Annotated in this window: 17 protein-coding genes and 1 other annotated feature; of the genes, 1 reads left to right on the forward strand and 16 read right to left on the reverse strand. The window is 39.3% G+C overall.

Annotated features, from left to right (window positions below; genetic code table 11):
• Positions 1-98 precede the first annotated feature (98 nt).
• The 16 genes from udk to NSQ14_RS12155 form a co-directional block, all read right to left on the reverse strand.
• The gene (gene udk, locus NSQ14_RS12080; protein WP_041847519.1) at positions 99-734 is read right to left on the reverse strand and encodes a uridine kinase; all 636 of its coding nucleotides are present in this window, start codon (positions 732-734) and stop codon (positions 99-101) included.
• Positions 724-2,004 carry a peptidase U32 family protein gene (locus NSQ14_RS12085; protein WP_041846224.1) on the reverse strand — a complete coding sequence of 427 codons (1,281 nt, stop codon included), beginning with the start codon at positions 2,002-2,004 and terminating at the stop codon, positions 724-726. The genes udk and NSQ14_RS12085 overlap by 11 nt, the downstream gene beginning before the upstream one ends.
• A 12-nt stretch (positions 2,005-2,016) precedes the next feature.
• Positions 2,017-2,943, reverse strand: a complete 927-nt coding sequence (locus NSQ14_RS12090) for a peptidase U32 family protein (RefSeq protein WP_346216395.1) — start codon at positions 2,941-2,943, stop codon at positions 2,017-2,019.
• Positions 2,944-3,005: 62 nt separating this feature from the next.
• The gene (locus NSQ14_RS12095) at positions 3,006-3,650 is read right to left on the reverse strand and encodes an O-methyltransferase (RefSeq protein ID WP_034771245.1); all 645 of its coding nucleotides are present in this window, start codon (positions 3,648-3,650) and stop codon (positions 3,006-3,008) included.
• Between the two features lie 212 nt (positions 3,651-3,862).
• Positions 3,863-5,005 (reverse strand): endolytic transglycosylase MltG, encoded by a 1,143-nt coding sequence (gene mltG, locus NSQ14_RS12100; RefSeq protein ID WP_052514572.1) that lies wholly within the window; start codon positions 5,003-5,005, stop codon positions 3,863-3,865.
• Between the two features lie 188 nt (positions 5,006-5,193).
• Positions 5,194-5,472, reverse strand: coding sequence for a DUF1292 domain-containing protein (locus NSQ14_RS12105; protein ID WP_034771277.1), 279 nt, complete (start codon positions 5,470-5,472; stop codon positions 5,194-5,196).
• A gap of 47 nt (positions 5,473-5,519) precedes the next feature.
• Positions 5,520-5,942, reverse strand: coding sequence for a Holliday junction resolvase RuvX (ruvX, locus tag NSQ14_RS12110; RefSeq protein ID WP_034771278.1), 423 nt, complete (start codon positions 5,940-5,942; stop codon positions 5,520-5,522).
• On the reverse strand, positions 5,942-6,211 hold the full coding sequence (locus NSQ14_RS12115) for an IreB family regulatory phosphoprotein (protein WP_034771279.1): 270 nt from the start codon (positions 6,209-6,211) through the stop codon (positions 5,942-5,944). Before NSQ14_RS12115 ends, ruvX begins: the two co-directional genes overlap by 1 nt.
• A gap of 223 nt (positions 6,212-6,434) precedes the next feature.
• Positions 6,435-9,065 carry an alanine--tRNA ligase gene (gene alaS / locus NSQ14_RS12120; protein ID WP_216407749.1) on the reverse strand — a complete coding sequence of 877 codons (2,631 nt, stop codon included), beginning with the start codon at positions 9,063-9,065 and terminating at the stop codon, positions 6,435-6,437.
• Positions 9,066-9,127: 62 nt separating this feature from the next.
• Positions 9,128-9,342 (reverse strand) — a binding site (T-box leader).
• Between the two features lie 96 nt (positions 9,343-9,438).
• Complete coding sequence (locus NSQ14_RS12125; protein ID WP_034771282.1) at positions 9,439-10,506, reverse strand: AI-2E family transporter; 1,068 nt, start codon at positions 10,504-10,506, stop codon at positions 9,439-9,441.
• Positions 10,507-10,551: 45 nt separating this feature from the next.
• On the reverse strand, positions 10,552-10,746 hold the full coding sequence (locus NSQ14_RS12130) for a hypothetical protein (RefSeq protein WP_034771285.1): 195 nt from the start codon (positions 10,744-10,746) through the stop codon (positions 10,552-10,554).
• 102 nt (positions 10,747-10,848) lie between these two features.
• A complete protein-coding gene (gene recD2 / locus NSQ14_RS12135; RefSeq protein WP_034771286.1) occupies positions 10,849-13,245 on the reverse strand; it encodes an SF1B family DNA helicase RecD2 in 2,397 nt (798 codons plus the stop codon).
• Between the two features lie 283 nt (positions 13,246-13,528).
• Positions 13,529-14,653, reverse strand: a complete 1,125-nt coding sequence (gene mnmA / locus NSQ14_RS12140; protein ID WP_269147496.1) for a tRNA 2-thiouridine(34) synthase MnmA — start codon at positions 14,651-14,653, stop codon at positions 13,529-13,531.
• A gap of 11 nt (positions 14,654-14,664) precedes the next feature.
• Positions 14,665-15,810: a cysteine desulfurase family protein gene (locus NSQ14_RS12145; protein ID WP_341288202.1), complete on the reverse strand. Its 1,146-nt coding sequence runs from the start codon at positions 15,808-15,810 to the stop codon at positions 14,665-14,667.
• A gap of 66 nt (positions 15,811-15,876) precedes the next feature.
• Positions 15,877-16,299, reverse strand: a complete 423-nt coding sequence (cymR, locus tag NSQ14_RS12150) for a cysteine metabolism transcriptional regulator CymR (protein ID WP_034771297.1) — start codon at positions 16,297-16,299, stop codon at positions 15,877-15,879.
• A 138-nt stretch (positions 16,300-16,437) separates the two neighbouring features.
• On the reverse strand, positions 16,438-17,088 hold the full coding sequence (locus tag NSQ14_RS12155; RefSeq protein WP_108898335.1) for a YczE/YyaS/YitT family protein: 651 nt from the start codon (positions 17,086-17,088) through the stop codon (positions 16,438-16,440).
• Between the two features lie 222 nt (positions 17,089-17,310).
• Between NSQ14_RS12155 and NSQ14_RS12160 the strand changes: the two genes are divergently transcribed.
• Positions 17,311-18,585 (forward strand): replication-associated recombination protein A, encoded by a 1,275-nt coding sequence (locus NSQ14_RS12160; RefSeq protein WP_346216396.1) that lies wholly within the window; start codon positions 17,311-17,313, stop codon positions 18,583-18,585.
• Positions 18,586-18,614 lie beyond the last annotated feature (29 nt).

Here is an 18,614-nt window from a genome sequence, read left to right on the forward strand (position 1 = left end):
TGTGTCACTCCTTATCTTTTTATCGACCTATTTTCTAATATATATATTCCAATTACTGGAGAGAAAAACGTTTATCAAATAATTTAACACCTATTGTTTCATAAAAAAGATTTTTGTTCAAGAATTGTTTGAATTTTAGTCACCATTAAATCGATCGCTACCTTATTTTGTCCGCCCTCCGGAATAATAATATCCGCATATCTTTTTGTCGGTTCAACAAATTGGTTATGCATGGGCCTGACCATTGATAAGTATTGATTAATGACTGAATCGACCGTTCGCCCTCGTTCTTTTGTATCACGCAACAGCCTCCGGATAATTCGGATATCCGGATCTGTATCAACAAATAATTTAATATCCATTAATTGCCGCAATCGTTCATCTTCCAAAACAAGAATTCCCTCAATAATAATGACTCTTTTCGGTTCAACATGGATGGTTTCTTGGGAACGGGTATGAATTGTATAATCGTAAACCGGTTTTTCAATTGATTTATATTGTAATAATTGCGATATATGTTCAATTAAATAATCCGTATCAAACGCAAGCGGATGGTCATAATTCGTGTGTAAACGTTCTTGAAACGGTTTATCGCTCTGATCTTTATAATACGCATCTTGCTCAATTAATGCGATTGAATCTTCACCAAACCGTTTGACAATGGCCCTTGTTACACTTGTCTTTCCCGATCCAGAACCACCTGCGATTCCTATTACGATAGGTTTAGACTGCATGTACGTTCTCCTTCCGCATTAGGTTGTAACGATGTACAGGCTGATCAACTTGAAAACGAACGATTTGTAGAGGATGCCTTGCCGCATCAAGCATATTTCCTTCTTCATCATATAAATTTTTCACAGTCATCGTGAAGTTATCAATATTTGGTCCGAAAAATTCCACTTGATCACCAATCTTGAAAAAGTTCCGTTGCTGTACGGTGACCATTTTTGTTTCTTCGTCATAGTCTAACACCATTCCGGCAAAATCATGTGACGGTTTTTGTCTTGATTCATTAAATAATTGTTGTTGATAACCGGGTAATCCTTTATAAAACCCGTAATCCGTATCACGATTTGCGCATTTCGCTAATTCTTGCAACCATTCGTCTTTAAATTCAAAGTGATCCGGGTCAGCACAATAGGCATCAATTACTTTCCGATAGACACTTACGACTGTTGCCACATAGTGAATAGATTTCATCCGCCCCTCAATTTTAAAGCTGTCTATGCCCATTTCAATTAACTGCGGAACATATTTCAGTAAATTCAAATCCTTTGAACTCATGGCGAATGGGAAATCATTATCGGAAAATAGCGGAATTGCTTGTCCAGCTTCTTGCCGGTATAAATCGTAATTCCAGCGGCAACTTTGACAACAACCGCCACGATTGGAATCCCGGGCTGTCATATGATTGCTTAATACACAGCGTCCGGAGTAAGCAATGCAAAGGGCACCATGAACAAAAATTTCAACCTCAATATCCACTTTTTCCTTAATTTCCTTAATTTCTGCAGCAGTTGTCTCCCGCGCCAGCACAACCCGTTCTAAACCTTCTTCTTTCCAATATTGGGCTGCTCTCCAATTGGATAAAGATTGTTGCGTGCTTAAATGACGTTCCAATCCGGGGGCGACCTTTTTAGCTGTTTCAATAATCAAAGGATCTGCAACAATAATACCACTAACACCGGCGTCTTCCAATCCGCGCAAGTAATTTTCCAGGCCGGGGATATTTTCGTTATGGGCAATAATATTCGTTGTAACATACACTTTGGCATTATATTTTTTTGCAAATGATACGCCTTCTTTTATTTCCTCTAAGGTAAAATTATCTGCGTTTGAGCGAAGACTATATTCTTGACCGCCAATAAATACAGCATCCGCACCGTACATAACAGCGATCTTCAATTTCTCCAAATTACCAGCCGGAGCAAGTAGTTCCGGTTTCTTTACGATAACTCTTTTGCCATTACGTATTTCTGAAATTTTATCGACGAGTTGAACCATATTTCCCCTCCTTTAATAAACTGTTTCTTTAAAGAAAAAGCCTGTATCGAGACCGCGATTTTGCGGCTGCATGGCAATAATTTTTTCCAACAGTTGATCTTTTTCTTCTTCATATTGATAGGAGTCATGAACACAAAGATCAATCGCTTTCCGATACAATTTCGTTACCTCAATGATATATTGCGGTGATTGAAAGATACCGTCTATTTTAAAGGAATCAATGCCGCCATCGACTAACTCTTGCATTTCATCAATAATGCAAATATCGTTGGCACTCATAATATGTGTCCCGTTTTCATCCTCAAAAACCGGATACTTATTGTCTCTTTCCGGATCATATAAAAACAGATAACCTTGTCCGGATTGTCGAACTTCCATCTGTTTCCCTTGAAATTGGAAATAATTGTCGATTAAAGGACGTTTGGATTGGAACATACAACTCATTCCATGTACGAGAATCTCTATTTCCACTTCGGCATTTTCTTTTATTTCCAAAATTTCATCCATGCTCAATTCCCGGGCTAAAACCGCACGTTTTGCGCCTTTTCGTCCCCAATAATTACATGTATACCAATTCGTTCCTAACGTTTCAGTACTCCAATGAAGCCTTATGTTTGGTGCAGATTGTTTCGCAGCCATCAGTACAGCCGGATCGCCGAAAATCACCGCATCTACAGCGATTTCTTGCAAAAATTGAAGATAGGAATCGAGCTCTTCCACTTTTTCATTATGAAAAATCGCATTCATTGCGACATATACTTTTCGCTTATGATTATGAGCAATTTCAACCGCATTTTTTATATCCGCCTTGTTAAATTCACCGGCCAGTCGCAAACCGTAACGCATTTCACCAATGACAAAAGCGTCTGCACCGGCTTCAATCAATGGAAGAATATCATTTATGTTGGTCGGTGTGACTAAAAGTTCGGGTACAGGCAACTCTTCCACCTCCGTAGTCAGGTTATTTTTAGGAGAACAAAAAATGTACTGAAAAATTTAGCTCATGATGCACTTTTCTTAACACTAATGGCTATTCCATCGCCAACAGGTAAGATAACCGTCTGATAATCCGGGTGATGGATGAGCCAATTATTGTAACGGTCGATTTTTTCCCCCAGTTTATGTAAGCGTTTATTTTCTCCTTCATTCCCAATAACATACCCTTTAAACAGGACGTTATCAGTGATGACAAGAGAACGATCAGTTAAAAGCGGCGTATACGTTTCAAAAAATTTTTGATACTGGCCTTTTGCCGCGTCGATAAACAGGCAATCAAAAGGAGCAACCGCACTCACCTTATGAAAAACTTCAAAAGCGTCTCCTTTGATAAGGGTAATTTGTTCCTCTTTATTTTCAAGAGCGATATTGGCTTTTGCCATTTCATAACGGTCATCGTCGCGTTCAATCGTAACGATTTTCGCTCCGGTGGCATCAGCCATCCGTAATGCAGAATAGCCGATTGCGGTACCAATCTCCAAAATTTTCTTCGGCCGAAACATGTTAAGAAGTACGAGAACTGTTTCCATACTATACAGATCCATGATTGGGACCGCATGCCTCCGCGCGTATTGTTCCATCTCTTTAAAGAAAGGCTTTCGTTCCGGTATTTGTTTATATAAATAACTCAACAGTTTTCCATCAATCATCGATGTTTCTCCTTAAGAATTGCCGTTATCGATTCATACATGAAAAAAAGTCATTATAAAGGGAAAACGCTCGCCGGATAGACCCTTTATGAATGACACTTTGGCTTAATTAAAGTTTTTTAGCAACAAAGATAAACAAAAACAGACTTTATAAATATACGGCTTACATTGTACCATAAACATATAGAAAAAGCGAGAAAATCTTAAAACAATTATTTATTCGATTGATTCGACTGAATATATTGAGCATATTTTTCATTATGTTCTTCTAATGTCTTTGAAAACAGTACTTCACCTTTAGGCGTTGCTAAAAAGTAATAGTAATCCGAGCTAGCCGGATATAAAGCAGCTTCGATTGACATTTCACCGCTACCGGCAATCGGTCCCGGCGGATAGCCGCTATTTAAATAGGTGTTGTAAGGATCCACTACTTCATAATAATCCTTAAAGGTAAGCCGATCACGATGTTCCCCGATTGCATAAATGACAGTCGGATCTGTTTGCAGAGGCATACCGGTTTCCATACGATTATAGAACACGCTGGCAATTGTTTTTCTATCTGCCTCATTTGTTGCTTCTTCCTCTACCAGGGATGCCAATGTTAATAATTGATGGACAGTGATTCCTTTACTTTCAAGATCAATTCGATACTTTTCAACGACATCATTTGTTTTTTTAATCATCGCCAGAAGGATCTCTTCAAGCGGCGGCTTCTTCTCCTCAAAGCTATATGTAGCCGGAAACAAATAACCTTCCAGTGGGAATTTAATGTTTTCATTTAAAACATCTTCCGTTATAAGCTCAGGATAAGTTTCCATCGCTTTTTTGATAAACTCCGGACTATTTACTGTATTTACGATTTCTTCCGTACTGTAATCAGTCTTTTTGGCGATAATCCCAGCGATTTCTGTCAATCTTAACCCTTCCGGAACAGGAATGGATAAGGCGGCCTTTTTATATACACTGCCGGTTTTTAAACTTGTAATAATTTCATTCATCGTCATTGACGGTGAAAGTAAGTATGTGCCGGCTTGAAAATCGGTTTCATTCTTAAATTTTACATAATATTTGAAAACCAGTGCATCCTTAATAACCCGGTTTTTCTCTAAAATTGACGCAATGGCTGATGTTCCGGAACCCATTGGAATTTCCACTTGAACTTCTTGTTTACTGTCGGGATCAACCGGCTTTAATGCAGAGTGAATATACAGATAGCCACCGGTTAAAATACCGGCTAATAATAAAAAGATGATTGCCGTTGTAATAAAAACTATTTTTCTCACTGTTTTTGCTTCTTTATATTTCTCTTTGTTAACGATCTCCATGATTTTTTCCTTGTCCTTATTGTTATCCATCCAAACCCTCCTTGTGAGAGTGCAAATAATGTAGAATATACTCGAAAATTTTTTCTCATCTTGAATTATTATACTATAACTTTTAATTTTGTCAGCAAAATTCATTTTAAAAAAGAATGTCCCAAAAACAGGAACCACCATCTAAATTAAATGATCCGCTGTTTTGGGACATGTAAAAGCTTTATATTTTACTCTTCATCTTCACCTAAAAAAGTTTCAAGCATTTCCTCAATTAAATCCCATTCCGCTTCGGATTCGATAGGTAATAAATCTCCTTGTTCTTTTCCGGGAAGAAAGCTTGAGGCATGAATTTCAATTTCTCCCTCATCGTCTTCTTCTGCTCCTATCGGGTAGTATAAAACATACGCCTTACCAAATTCTTCAGATTCGAAAGTAAACAATATTTCACATAGTTCTTCATTACCATCTTCATCAATAATCATAATATGGTTTTCACCGTGTTCCATTATTTTCCTCCTTACCCCTTCGTTTAAAGGGCTTTCATGTATAAATTTCAATGGCTTCCTAAACTATCTAAATAACTTTGTAAAATGAGACTGGCCGCCATTTTATCAATTACCTTTTTACGTTTTTTCCTGCTTACATCGGCTGTCAACAAAATTCGTTCTGCAGCCATGGTCGTTAATCGTTCATCCCATAACTCCACGGGTAAACTAAACCTGTTTTTTAACAGTTTGGCAAATTGCAAACTAATTTCACCACGTGGGCCGATTGTTCCATTCATATTTTTGGGTAAGCCGACAATTATCTTTTCTATTCCGTATTCTCGAATGATTTCTTCAAGTTCCGGTATTCCGGATTTTTGCTCGTCTTCCTGAATTTGGATGGTTTTCAGTCCTTGGGCAGTCCAGCCCAGTTCATCGCTAACCGCCACCCCAATCGTTTTTGAGCCAACATCCAGTCCTAAAATTCGCATTATTTTTCCTCACGATGCTCTTGAATATAAAACTTTACCAATTCTTCAATAATCTCATCCCGCTCCAGCTTTCGAATAATATTCCTTGCATCTTTATGACGGGGAATATAAGCAGGATCACCTGATAATAAATAGCCAACGATTTGATTAATAGGATTATATCCCTTTTCCTCCAATGCTAGAAAAACTTCCTGAAGAACTTTTTGTACTTCTTGATTGATTGGTTCTTCCGGAAAATGAAATTGCATCGTCCGATCAAGTGAACTCATGGTCATGCACCTCCGATCAAACTCAGGTTGCGGTTATTTGTCTTTATTTTACACTACTTGTCTAATTAATGAAATCTTTTTTGCAGAAGGAAAGTATAATTTTCAACTTATACTTTCCCATCTCTTCATTGCACCGGGAGCTTCATCGAAATACGCAACAACCGAAATCGTGCATGTTCTTCGATTTACGATGCGTTCCGATTTTTTCTAAACGTACCGATCATCAAGTATTCTTTATCCATTCTTCTACATATTGAAGTGCTTCAGATAAACGATTTGGATCTTTTCCACCGGCTTGGGCCATGTCCGGACGACCACCGCCGCCACCGCCACAAATACCGGCAACTTCTTTGATTAATTTACCGGCGTGATAAGTTCCGGTTAGGTCTTTCGTTACCCCCGCAATCAGTTGTACCTTTCCATCCAATACTGCACCAAGAACAATGACACCGGACTTGATTTTTTGCTTTAACTCATCCAACATAGTTCGCAATTGATTGGATTCATTAATTTCGACGCGACTGACCAGCAACTGAATGCCATTTACTTCTTTTACTTTATTTATTAAGCTTTTTGCTTCTATATTGCCTAATTTGGCAGTTAATGATTCAATTTCTTTATGGGCTTCTCGTAATTCTTTTTGCAAGGCCGCAATTTTTTCCGGAACATCTTTCACGTTCGCCTTTAATTTATGTGCGGCATCATTTAATATTTGAATTTGATCTGACATATATTGGTAAGCTTTTTCACCCGTTACTGCTTCAATCCGTCTGGTCCCGGCTCCAATTCCGGTTTCGGTAACAAGTTTAAATAGACCGATGGCGGAAGTGTTCGGAACATGGCATCCGCCGCAAAGCTCGATGGAGTATTCACCCATTTTGACCACACGGACGATTTCGCCGTACTTTTCACCAAACAATGCCATCGCACCCATTGCTTTAGCTTCGGCGAGCGGTTTTTCCATAATTTCTACCGGTAAGCTTTCCCAAATTTTTTCATTGACAATTTTTTCAATTTTGCTCAACTCTTCTTCGGTTACTTGTCCGAAATGAGAAAAGTCAAAACGGAGCCGATCCGGTTCAACAAGCGAGCCCGCCTGATTGACATGCTCACCAAGGACATCCTTCAAAGCTCGATGTAAAAGATGGGTTGCTGAATGGTTTTTCGTAATTTGCAAACGATTTTTGCTGTCAATTTTGGCAAAGACCGTTTGGCCGGTTTCTGCTAGCCCCTGCTTGACAACAGCCCGGTGAAGGTTTTGCCGGTTTGGCGCTTTTTGGACATCAAGGACTTCTATTACGAGACCTTCAGCCGTAATCGTACCACGGTCCGCAATTTGCCCGCCGCTTTCCGCATAAAAAGGCGTTTGGTCCAAGATAAGCTGAATTTCTTCCCCTTGATTGGCCGAAGAAATGAGTTTTCCATCTTTAAATATACCGATAATTTTTGCATTCGTTTCAAGTGTATCATATCCAACAAATGTGCTGGAAACAGTGAATTCTCCCAAGTCACCGCCTTGAACTTGCATCGAACCTGTTTCTTGCCGTGCTTTTCGGGCCCGTTCCCTTTGTAATTCCATTTCTTTTTCAAAACCGTGATGATCGATTGCAAGCCCGGCATCTTGTGCGTATTCTTCCGTTAGCTCAACCGGAAATCCATACGTGTCATAAAGGCGGAAAACATCGACCCCAGCTATTGTTTTCTTACCGGTACTTTTTGCTTTTTCAATGATATCGGTTAAAATTGCGATTCCTTCATTTAATGTTTCATGGAATCGTTCTTCTTCATTTTTGATCACTTTTCCAATGAATTCCGCCTTGTTTTTCACTTCCGGATAATAGTCTTCCATAATTTTCCCGACAACCGGAACTAATTCGAACATAAACGGGCGTTCGATTTGAATTTGTTTTGCATAACGAACGGCACGTCTCAAAAGTCTCCTTAACACATAGCCTCGACCTTCATTAGACGGCAATGCCCCATCACCAACAGCAAAAGTAACGGTACGAATATGATCAGCAATCACTTTAAAAGCCACATCAAATTCTTCATTTTCACCATATTTCACACCGGATATTTCTTCCGTCTTTTTGATAATAGGAATGAACAGATCTGTTTCAAAGTTTGTCTTTGTATTTTGAATAACAGAGGCCATTCGTTCCAGCCCCATCCCGGTATCAATGTTTTTCTTCGGCAGTGGCGTATATGAACCGTCGGGATTATGATTAAATTGAGAAAAGACTAAGTTCCAAACTTCTAAATACCGGTCATTTTCTCCACCCGGATATAATTCCGGATCATTATCATCATTGCCAAATTCCGGTCCGCGGTCATAGAAAATTTCCGAATTTGGGCCACTTGGTCCTTCACCGATATCCCAGAAATTGCCTTCTAACCGAATAATTCTCTCTTCCGGTATCCCGACTTTTTCATGCCAAATTTTGTACGCTTCCTCATCTTCGGGATGTATTGTTACGGATAATTTTTCCGGCTCAAAGCCAATCCATTTCGGGCTTGTTAAAAATTCCCATGCCCAAATAATGGCTTCTTCTTTAAAATAATCACCGATTGAGAAATTACCGAGCATTTCAAAAAAAGTATGGTGGCGTGCTGTTTTCCCGACGTTTTCAATATCATTGGTCCGAATCGATTTTTGGGCATTCGTAATCCGCGGGTTATCCGGCTTTACCCGGCCGTCAAAATATTTTTTTAATGTGGCAACACCGCTGTTAATCCAAAGTAATGACGGATCATCATGCGGGATGAGCGATGCACTCGGTTCAATCTTATGTCCTTTTTCCTGAAAAAACTCAAGATACATACGACGAATTTCAGCACTTGTCAATTTTTTCAAGCGAATTCCTCCCTAATTTATTTATTTCCATTTTGTTCCAATAAAAAAACTCCTCCCCTAAAATTAGGGACGAAGAGTCTGTTCCGTGGTACCACCCTAGTTATGAAAGTCTTAATCACTCTCATCACTTTAGCCTTCTTAACGCGAAGTAACGGCAGGGATTAGCTGCACTCGGGAGTAGCCTTCTGTAACAACTGTCTGGAAATTTCTTTCAGCCACGGAAATTTCTCTCTTTTTTAGACTCATTGATACATACTCGCTCCGTCAATGTGTTGATATTTTTAAATCTCCAGTCATATTTTTTATTCTAGTATTTGACCGTCTCCTTGTCAATTATCGAAAATGATTGTATCCGGAAATTAAGCGAAAAAAATTAACCATAATCCCGCCTTTTAAACTGATCCAAAGCTTGCAAAATAGTAGTTTTAATGACCGCAATTAACGGAACCGCCATGATAAGTCCCAGTACCCCGCCGATTTCACCACCAATTAAGATGGAAAATATAATTAATAAAGGATGCATCTGTAAAGATTTCCCGACTATGTAAGGTGATAAAATATTTCCCTCAAGAAACTGAAGGAAAAAGACAAACAAAACAACAAAAATAATCATTTTTACGGATGTTTGAGATGCAATAATTGCGGCTGGAACGACACCGATAATCGGACCAAAATACGGAATCACATTCGTAATCCCAATGATCGAGCCAAGTAAAAGCGGGTAATCTATTTTGATCAGCCAGAAAAAGATCATCGATATAATGCCAACTAAGGCACAGACAGTCAGTTGCCCGCGGATATAATTTCCAAGCGATTGCTCGACGTTGAAAAGAAAATCTCTCGTTTGTTCCCGCCATTTTTTAGGCACAAAGGACCAAAATGTTTTTTTTAAGTAATCAATATCTTTTAAAATATAAAATGCAATAAATGGAACCAGGATTAACAGAAAAAAATTGTCCACTAACCATATAAAAAACTTTAAAATTCGTTCAATCAGCCGCTTAAGTCCTTCCTCAATCGCTTGATAACCGACATCAATTTGTTCGTGAATTCCGAGCGGCCAAGTTTTTGTTTTTCTTTCAATAAAATCTCCCCACATTTCATACTGGTGTATGAAACCGGGGATGTTTTCGGAAAGATCCTTTAATTGTTTAATAAAGACAGGTATTCCTTTATAGATGGCAAAACCGACTCCCCCAAAAAATAAAATATAGATTAATAAGACGGAAAGCCATCTCTGTAACCCGTTTTGATGGAGTTTCTCCACAAGCGGATATAATAAGTAAGCGATAAATCCGGCAATCAGAAAAGGTAACAGTACCTTCAAAAAAATCTGAATAACCGGTTTCCACATCGGTGAAAGTCTGATAAACACATAAAGAACAACAAATAGTAATAATAAAAATCCTAATCGGTAATACCACTTCACTTTAATATCCATCGACAACACTCCCCCCTCGTTATAGTTTGAGAGGATGGAGCGATATTATGCATGATAGCGACGTTCTTCTTCCGGGAATAAATCATCCAGGGAGGAAAGGGATCCGTCTTCTTCCACCTGATGTGTGTGAATCATCCCATTTGAAACCGATAGCTCAATAAAACAGTTCCAGCAATAATATTGATTGATCCCGATCTTCCCAATATCTTTACTGTGACAATTTGGGCAAATTAGTTCCACTTTTCCACCTCAAATCAAATTTATAAATATTATTTGATACCATTCTGCCCAAATTGTTGGGAAAATAATCATTTTTACAAAACTTTCTCTCTGGATATCAGGTCAACTTAAATATTCCGCTCTATCTTCAATCATGAAATCATACGGGCTAATATTCTCCATGCCAACCATCGGATCCGTATTCATTAATCGTTCTTCATAAGACATATCTTCTTTCACTACCCCGATATCCGGAGTGTGATTTCCGTTTATTTCTTGCAATAATCGTTTCTTTAACGTCGTGTTCCTCATATTATCATCCGTACGATAAACGGCGGTTCGAAAGGCATCCTCTTCCCCGCATAAAATTAATTTTTCTTTACTCCGCGTGATGGCCGTATAAATAAGATTTCTCCGTAACATCCGGTGATAGCCTCTGACAATCGGTAGAATGACAATCGGAAATTCGCTCCCTTGCGATTTGTGAATACTGCAGCAATAGGCAAGGGTAATTTGATGTAAATCCTGTCTCGGGTAAGTAACCTCATTACCGTCAAACGAAACGACCAGTTGATCAACTTTTTCCTCTGTCTCTTTTGCATAAAAGATAGCTACAATTTCACCGATATCACCGTTAAAAATATTTTTATCCGGTTGATTGATTAATTGCAAAACTTTATCGCCAACCCGGTAAGTATGGTCGCCAAAGTTTAATTCCCTTCGCTTTTCCTTGTTCGTTCCATTCAATATTTCTTGGAGAAGTATATTCAGCTCATCAATTCCGGCCGGCCCCCGATACATCGGTGCCAAAACTTGAATATCTTTAGGTGTATAACCTTTATTGATTGCATGTCCGACGACCTGCTTTACGACATCAGCAACTTGTGTCGTACGGCAAGAAATGAATGAACGATCCTTTTGTTGGTTTCTTAAATCTTCCGGTATCGTCCCGTTTTTTATGGCATGAGCAAGCTGAATAATGGATGAGCCGCTTTCTTGTCGATAAATATCCGTCAAACGAACGGTCGGAATTCGTTCTGAGGCTAATAAATCTTTCAAAACTTGCCCCGGGCCAACGGAAGGTAATTGATCTTCATCACCGACCAAAATTACTTGCACATGCGCAGGCAAAGCTTTAAATAAATGATGGGCAAGCCAAATGTCAACCATCGACATCTCATCAATGATAACAATCTTCCCTTCAATCGGATTATCTTCGTTATAATCAAAGGTTTCTGTTCCATTCCATCCGAGTAATCGATGAATCGTTACTGCCGGTAAACCGGTTGATTCCGCCATCCGTTTTGCGGCCCGACCGGTTGGAGCAGCCAACACAAACGGAAACACTTCATCCTTTTTATAGTCTTTTGGATCCAAACTGCAACCGTGCAATTCTCCATACAGTTCAACGATTCCTTTAATTACCGTCGTTTTTCCCGTTCCCGGTCCGCCGGTTAAAATTAACATTGGACTGGAGAGTGCGGTTTGAATTGCTTCCCTTTGTGATGGAGCATATTGAATACCAAGCCGTTCCTCTAAACTACCTAATGCAAGTAGAAATTCTGATTCCGGAAAGCCGTCTTCAAATTCTTTTTGAGCCAAGATTCTTTTTATATTCGTTACCAAACCTTTTTCCGAATAAAAAATGGAAGGTAGAAATACACGTTCCTCATCGATGACGATCTTTCCTTCTTCCTCCAGTTTCAAAAGTTCATGCTCAATTTCTTCCGGAAAAATTTCCACCGGCTGGTTAGATTCCAGCAACTTTTTAACAGTCGGAATGAAAGTTTTCTTTTCCAAATAACAATGACCTTCTTGAATACAATCTGTTTCTAATGTGTATAAACAACCGGCCTTAACCCGATCCGGATGATTTCCTTTCATGCCGAGTTTAAAGCCTAATTCATCTGCCCGACCAAAGCCAATTCCTTCAATATCTTCCACAAGTTTATACGGGTTATTTTCGACGATTTCCAGTGTATGCTCTTTATATGTTTGATAGATTCGCATAGACAGCTGCGGACCGAACCCGTATTGATTCAACCCGACCATAATATTTTCTAACCCTTGATACTCTATTAATTTTTCATGTAACAATTTTGCTTTATCAGCAGCCAATTTCGGTACCGTGTCCAATAAAGACGGCTGTTTCATGATGCGTTCGATAGCATTTTCACCCAGAACGTCCACAATATTTTCAGCCGTTTTCTTTCCAATTCCTTTAAAAAGTTCACTTGATAAATATTGAACAACACCTTGTTTTGTCTTTGGCAGATCTTTTCGAAAATGGTCAACTTGAAATTGTGGACCATATTTTGGATGATCCGTAAACTTTCCGTAAAAAATATAAGTTTCCTCTTCATACAGACGGGGGAAATAGCCGGTGACAACCGCATCTTTGTTCACACCAGCCTCATTTGATTCATCGACACGAATCCGAAGAACGGTATATAAATTTTGTTCATTGTGAAAAATGGTGACGATCGGTCTGCCCTTAATATAACGTTCTTCTTGTTGCATTTCCGATTTCCCCCTCCAAAGATATGTTGAAAAATGGTACTATAAGCATTTTTATAAGAAACGAGCATAGAGCCTATCGACGTTTTGTCAAAGATTTTTTTCAAGATCGGGTCTTGTCGACAAATTAAGGATTTCCTTCGTTTCTCCCCAAGATGATGACGAAAAAGGTTTCATTGACAAATTATATAAAACAAACAAAAGGGACTATCCAAAAATAATTATATAGAATTTATTATAAAAAGGACAGAGGACCAGCATAACATTTCAGCTGATCCTCCGATTTTTACCCCACATACTTTAATCGTTCATTGTCTTTGAATATTTGATCGATGGTACCTCCACCAAGGCATTCTTCACCGTTATAGAAGACAACGGCTTGCCCCGGTGTGACCGCACGTATCGGTTCATCAAATTCAACTCTTGCTGTGTTATTCCCTAAAAGTGTAACCGTAACACCATGATCCGGTTGGCGGTAGCGGAACTTGGCCGTACATGAAAATTGAGCAGGTTTTTCTTTGTCAGAGACCCAACTTACATTGGTCGCAATGATTGCATCCGAATATAACGCATCATTATCATAGCCTTGACCAACCAACAGGACATTTCGTTCCAAGTCTTTACCAACAACAAACCACGGATCACCGGAACCGCCGATACCGAGCCCGTGTCTCTGACCGATCGTATAATACATGAGGCCTTCATGAAAACCTTTTATTTCACCGGTCAAAGTTTCCATTCTGCCCGGTTGAGCCGGTAAGTATTTACTTAAAAATTCTTTGAAGTTCCGTTCACCGATAAAACAAATCCCGGTACTGTCTTTTTTCGTTGCTGTCGCAAGTCCGGCTTCTTTAGCAATTTCCCGAACCCGTTTTTTATCCATGTGACCGATTGGAAACATCACTTTGGAAATTTGTTCTTGTGATAGTTGATTCAAGAAATACGTTTGATCCTTGTTGACATCTTTGCCGCGCAACATTTTGTATTCACCGTCAATAATTTTCACTTGGGCATAGTGACCGGTTGCCAAGTAATCAGCACCTAATTTCAACGCATGTTCAAGAAATGCCTTAAATTTAATTTCCTTATTACACATGACATCCGGATTCGGTGTCCGACCGGCTTTATATTCATCCAGGAAATAGGTAAACACTTTATCCCAATATTCCTTTTCAAAATTGACAGCATAATAAGGAATACCGATTTGATTACAAACACGAATCACATCTTCATAATCTTCCGTTGCCGTACAAACACCAAATTCATCGGTATCATCCCAGTTTTTCATAAACACACCAATCACATCGTAGCCTTGTTGTTTCAAAAGATAAGCGGCTACCGACGAATCGACACCGCCGCTCATCCCGACAACGACGCGTGTATCTTCGGGTTTTTTCAAGTTATTCACCACCAAATCACTTTCTATTTTCCGGTTAGCCGTTTAACAACCTTCACTGTTTTTTCGGCAATCGTAATTGTTTGCCCTAATGTTATTCCATAACCGAAGCTGAATCGGATTGAATTGGTTAATTCATCTGCCTGATGCCCATACATTGCACTTAACACATGACTTGGTTCCAATGATCCGGCTGTACACGCCGATCCGCTCGATGCTGCAATACCTTCCAAGTCAAGATTGACAAGCATTTGTTCAACATTTGTACCCGGAAAGCTGATGTTAACAATATGAGGCAGGCGATTTTCTTCTGCCCCGTTTATTTTAAAATCAATGCCTGATGTTTGTAATGTTTCAAGAAAGCTTGTCCGTAATTGTTCATAAAAGGCGGTTTTTTCCCCTAGTTCCGCCTGACTGATGTCGACCGCTTTTTTAAAACCGGCAATCGCAGGCACATTTTCAGTTCCCGCCCGGCGTTTCCGTTCTTGCTCACCACCATACAGGGCAGGAATGAATCTGACACCCGTTTTCGCATATAGAAATCCGATCCCTTTTGGACCGTTTAATTTATGTGCGGAAACTGACAATAAATCGATGCGCATTTCACGTACATCAATTGGCAAAAGTCCATACGCTTGAACGGCATCGGTATGGAAGTAAGCAGGGTGACCGGCTAATAAGTCGCCAATCGCTTTGATCGGTTGAACCGTCCCGACTTCATTATTGGCAAACATAATGGAAACGAGAATGGTATCATCACGCAATGCCGCTTTTACATCTTGAACAGAAACAAAGCCTTGACTGTCAACAGGAAGATAAGTAACCTCAAAACCCTGCTTTTCCAATGCCTCACAGGTATGGAGGACGGCATGATGTTCTATTTGACTGGTGATGATATGCTTTCCCCTTCCCCGGTTTGCAAAGGCGACACCCATTAATGCCAAATTATCCGCCTCGGTACCGCCGCTCGTGAAAACAATTTCTTGAAAATCAGCATGAATCGAGTCGGCAATGGATCCTCTTGCTTCATCAATAATCTTCCTGGCTTCTCGTCCAAACGAATGAATACTTGAAGGATTTCCAAATGTATTTTTCATTGTTTCGGTCATTACTTCAATCACGTCAGGATGGAGCGGTGAAGTAGCAGCATGATCGACATAATATCTTTCCATCTTTACACCCGCTTTTAAAATAACTTTAAATAATTTTCAACCTCTTTAATATACATGCGACTAACCTTAAATGTAAAACATATAGCCTTCCTTACTAGATTCATCTTTGGAATGTTTTGCCAAGTCATCTAATGTTGTATTATCTAATACATTTTTAATCGCATCGCTAATACGGATCCATAATTCTCTTTTAGCCGGTTCTTCATCTTCAATACCTTCGACAAGCTGAATAGGACCTTCTAAAACACGGATAACATCTCCGGCGGTAATCTCTGTTGGTTCATTAGCTAAAGTATACCCTCCATATGCTCCTCGGATACTCTTTACTAATCTCGCATTCCTTAACGGAGAGACGATTTGCTCCAAATAATGTTCCGACAGATTGTTCGCTTTCGCAATTGTTTTTAAAGCCACCGGACCCTCGCCATATTTTTTCGCTAACTCAATCATAATTGTCAAACCGTAACGGCCTTTTGTTGAAATCTTCATTCAATTACTCACTCCTATATAAATGGTAAAATCCAAACAGCCGATTTTTTTAAAAAATCAACGTAAATATAGTGTCATAATAAATATAACACTATTGCTTGTGTTGAATTTTCCGTAAAACTTTTTTGATGCTAATTATTAAATAACCATTGTCTTCTTTTTCTCATTTTTTAAGCGAATCATTTCCATTATTTTCTTCGTCTTTTTATAAAAATAAGGTATGGTTACACCGGAAACATGTCCGATGAGTAAACTGATAATAATTGTACCAATATGGACAGGTCCGCCGAGAATCCAGCCGATGATTACTACCGATACTTCCATGACGAGGCGGACGTTTTGAATTTTCCATCCTTTTTTTAAATGCAAAGCCATCATCAAACTATCCCGTGGTCCTGTACCGAAACTCGCCGATATATAAATTCCCATTCCGATCGCATAGATGAGAATTCCGACAAACAAAATAAATAATTTCATACTGATCCAATTTGAATGAATAGGAAGCAATAAAAATAAATCGATAAAAATACCGACTAACAACATGTTTATATAAGCCCCGGGTTGCGGTAATTTTTTCATGATAATACTGGAAATAGACAAGATGATGAGACCAACGATGATATTCCAAGTGCCAATTGTTAAACCCATTTGTTTATACAAACCGATATGCAAGACATCCCATGATGCCACCCCAATGTTGGCTTTGATCGTTAAGGCTATTCCAAAAGCCATAATGATAATACCGATAAAAAATATAAAAAATTGGACAAATCGTTCTTCCTTTGTCATTTCCCGTCCCCTTTTTAATTCATGACCATTTTGAAATTATAACATATTTTTCTTTTATTAACTACATTGGCGGCACGTGTGATAAAATCGCTCATTAAATGAAAGGACAAAAATTTTTGCCCGAAATAATTTTCTATTGCGGCATGAGTAGCTTCTTATATCTTTCCCCGAAAAAATCTTTATGTTAGATTAGTTGTATAACCAGATATGAGGGGAAGACATATGAACACACAACCATTAGCTTATCGCATGCGTCCCAGAGTTTTAGAAGAAGTGGCCGGACAAAAACATCTTGTCGGGGAAGGAAAAATTATTTATCGGATGGTGAAGGCAAGGCAATTGTCTTCGATGATTCTGTTTGGTCCGCCCGGTGTCGGAAAAACATCCATTGCCAGTGCGATTGCCGGAAGTACGGATTACGCTTTTCGGATGTTGAACGCCGTTACGAATAATAAAAAAGATATGGAAATTGTCGTTGAAGAGGCAAAAATGAGCGGCAAAGTGATTCTTTTATTAGATGAGGTCCATCGTTTAGATAAAGCAAAACAAGACTTTTTACTCCCCTATTTGGAAAACGGGATGATTGTTTTAATTGGGGCAACAACTGGAAATCCATATCATGTCATTAATCCGGCAATTCGCAGTCGCTGTCAAATTTTCGAATTAAAACCGTTACAACCGGAAGATATAAAGGAAGTTTTGCAACGGGCATTGGCAGACAGTGAACGGGGATTAGGGAAATTTCAGGTTGAAGTAACCGATGACGCTCTTGTGTTTTTAGCAAATGCCACAAACGGGGATCTCAGAAGCGCCCTAAACGGTCTGGAATTGGCTGTACTCTCAACCGAACCGAGTGATGACGGCATTATTCACATTAATGTGGAGATTGCCGGGGAGTGTATCCAGAAAAAAGGCTTTTCCCACGATCGTGATGGCGATGCCCATTATGACGTTTTATCCGGATTTCAAAAATCGATTCGTGGCAGTGATGTCAATGCAGCCCTCCACTATTTAGGTAGATTGATTGTTGCTGGTGATCTCCCAAGCATCGTCCGCCGTCTCCTAGTTATTGCTTATGAAGATGTTGGTCTGGCTAACCCGCAGGCAGCAGCAAGAACGGTTGCCGCCGTTACAACCGCTGAAAAAATCGGTTTTCCGGAAGCGCGAATCCCTCTGGCAAATGCTGTCATTGACCTATGTTTATCGCCAAAATCGAATTCAGCCATTATGGCCATTGATGCCGCAATTGCTGATATTGAGATTGGCCGGAGCGGGGAAGTTCCAGACCATTTGAAAGATGCTCATTATCTTGGAGCAAAAAAACTAGGCCGAGGAATCGACTATAAATATCCACATGATTATGAATCCGGCTGGGTAAAACAACAATATTTACCTGATTTAATTGCGGGGAAAAAATATTATCAGCCGAAAAAGACCGGGAAATATGAGTCAGCCCTTGCACAAGTATACGAGAAAATTAACGATTTGATGAAGTGAACAGTTTGGTCTAGATTGTGAGTGGTTTC

Source organism: Caldifermentibacillus hisashii (assembly GCF_039654145.1).
In the GTDB taxonomy this organism is placed as follows: domain Bacteria; phylum Bacillota; class Bacilli; order Bacillales; family Caldibacillaceae; genus Caldifermentibacillus; species Caldifermentibacillus hisashii.

Bases quoted from the DNA above. Each gene is read 5' to 3' on its own strand.
- udk (WP_041847519.1), bottom strand. From the start codon at position 734: ATGCAGTCTAAACCTATCGTAATAGGAATCGCAGGTGGTTCTGGATCG.
- NSQ14_RS12085 (WP_041846224.1), bottom strand. From the start codon at position 2,004: ATGGTTCAACTCGTCGATAAAATTTCAGAAATACGTAATGGCAAAAGA.
- NSQ14_RS12095 (WP_034771245.1), bottom strand. From the start codon at position 3,650: ATGATTGATGGAAAACTGTTGAGTTATTTATATAAACAAATACCGGAA.
- mltG (WP_052514572.1), bottom strand. From the start codon at position 5,005: ATGGATAACAATAAGGACAAGGAAAAAATCATGGAGATCGTTAACAAA.
- NSQ14_RS12105 (WP_034771277.1), bottom strand. From the start codon at position 5,472: ATGGAACACGGTGAAAACCATATTATGATTATTGATGAAGATGGTAAT.
- ruvX (WP_034771278.1), bottom strand. From the start codon at position 5,942: ATGCGAATTTTAGGACTGGATGTTGGCTCAAAAACGATTGGGGTGGCG.
- NSQ14_RS12115 (WP_034771279.1), bottom strand. From the start codon at position 6,211: ATGAGTTCACTTGATCGGACGATGCAATTTCATTTTCCGGAAGAACCA.
- NSQ14_RS12125 (WP_034771282.1), bottom strand. From the start codon at position 10,506: ATGGATATTAAAGTGAAGTGGTATTACCGATTAGGATTTTTATTATTA.
- recD2 (WP_034771286.1), bottom strand. From the start codon at position 13,245: ATGCAACAAGAAGAACGTTATATTAAGGGCAGACCGATCGTCACCATT.
- NSQ14_RS12145 (WP_341288202.1), bottom strand. From the start codon at position 15,810: ATGGAAAGATATTATGTCGATCATGCTGCTACTTCACCGCTCCATCCT.
- cymR (WP_034771297.1), bottom strand. From the start codon at position 16,299: ATGAAGATTTCAACAAAAGGCCGTTACGGTTTGACAATTATGATTGAG.
- NSQ14_RS12155 (WP_108898335.1), bottom strand. From the start codon at position 17,088: ATGACAAAGGAAGAACGATTTGTCCAATTTTTTATATTTTTTATCGGT.
- NSQ14_RS12160 (WP_346216396.1), top strand. From the start codon at position 17,311: ATGAACACACAACCATTAGCTTATCGCATGCGTCCCAGAGTTTTAGAA.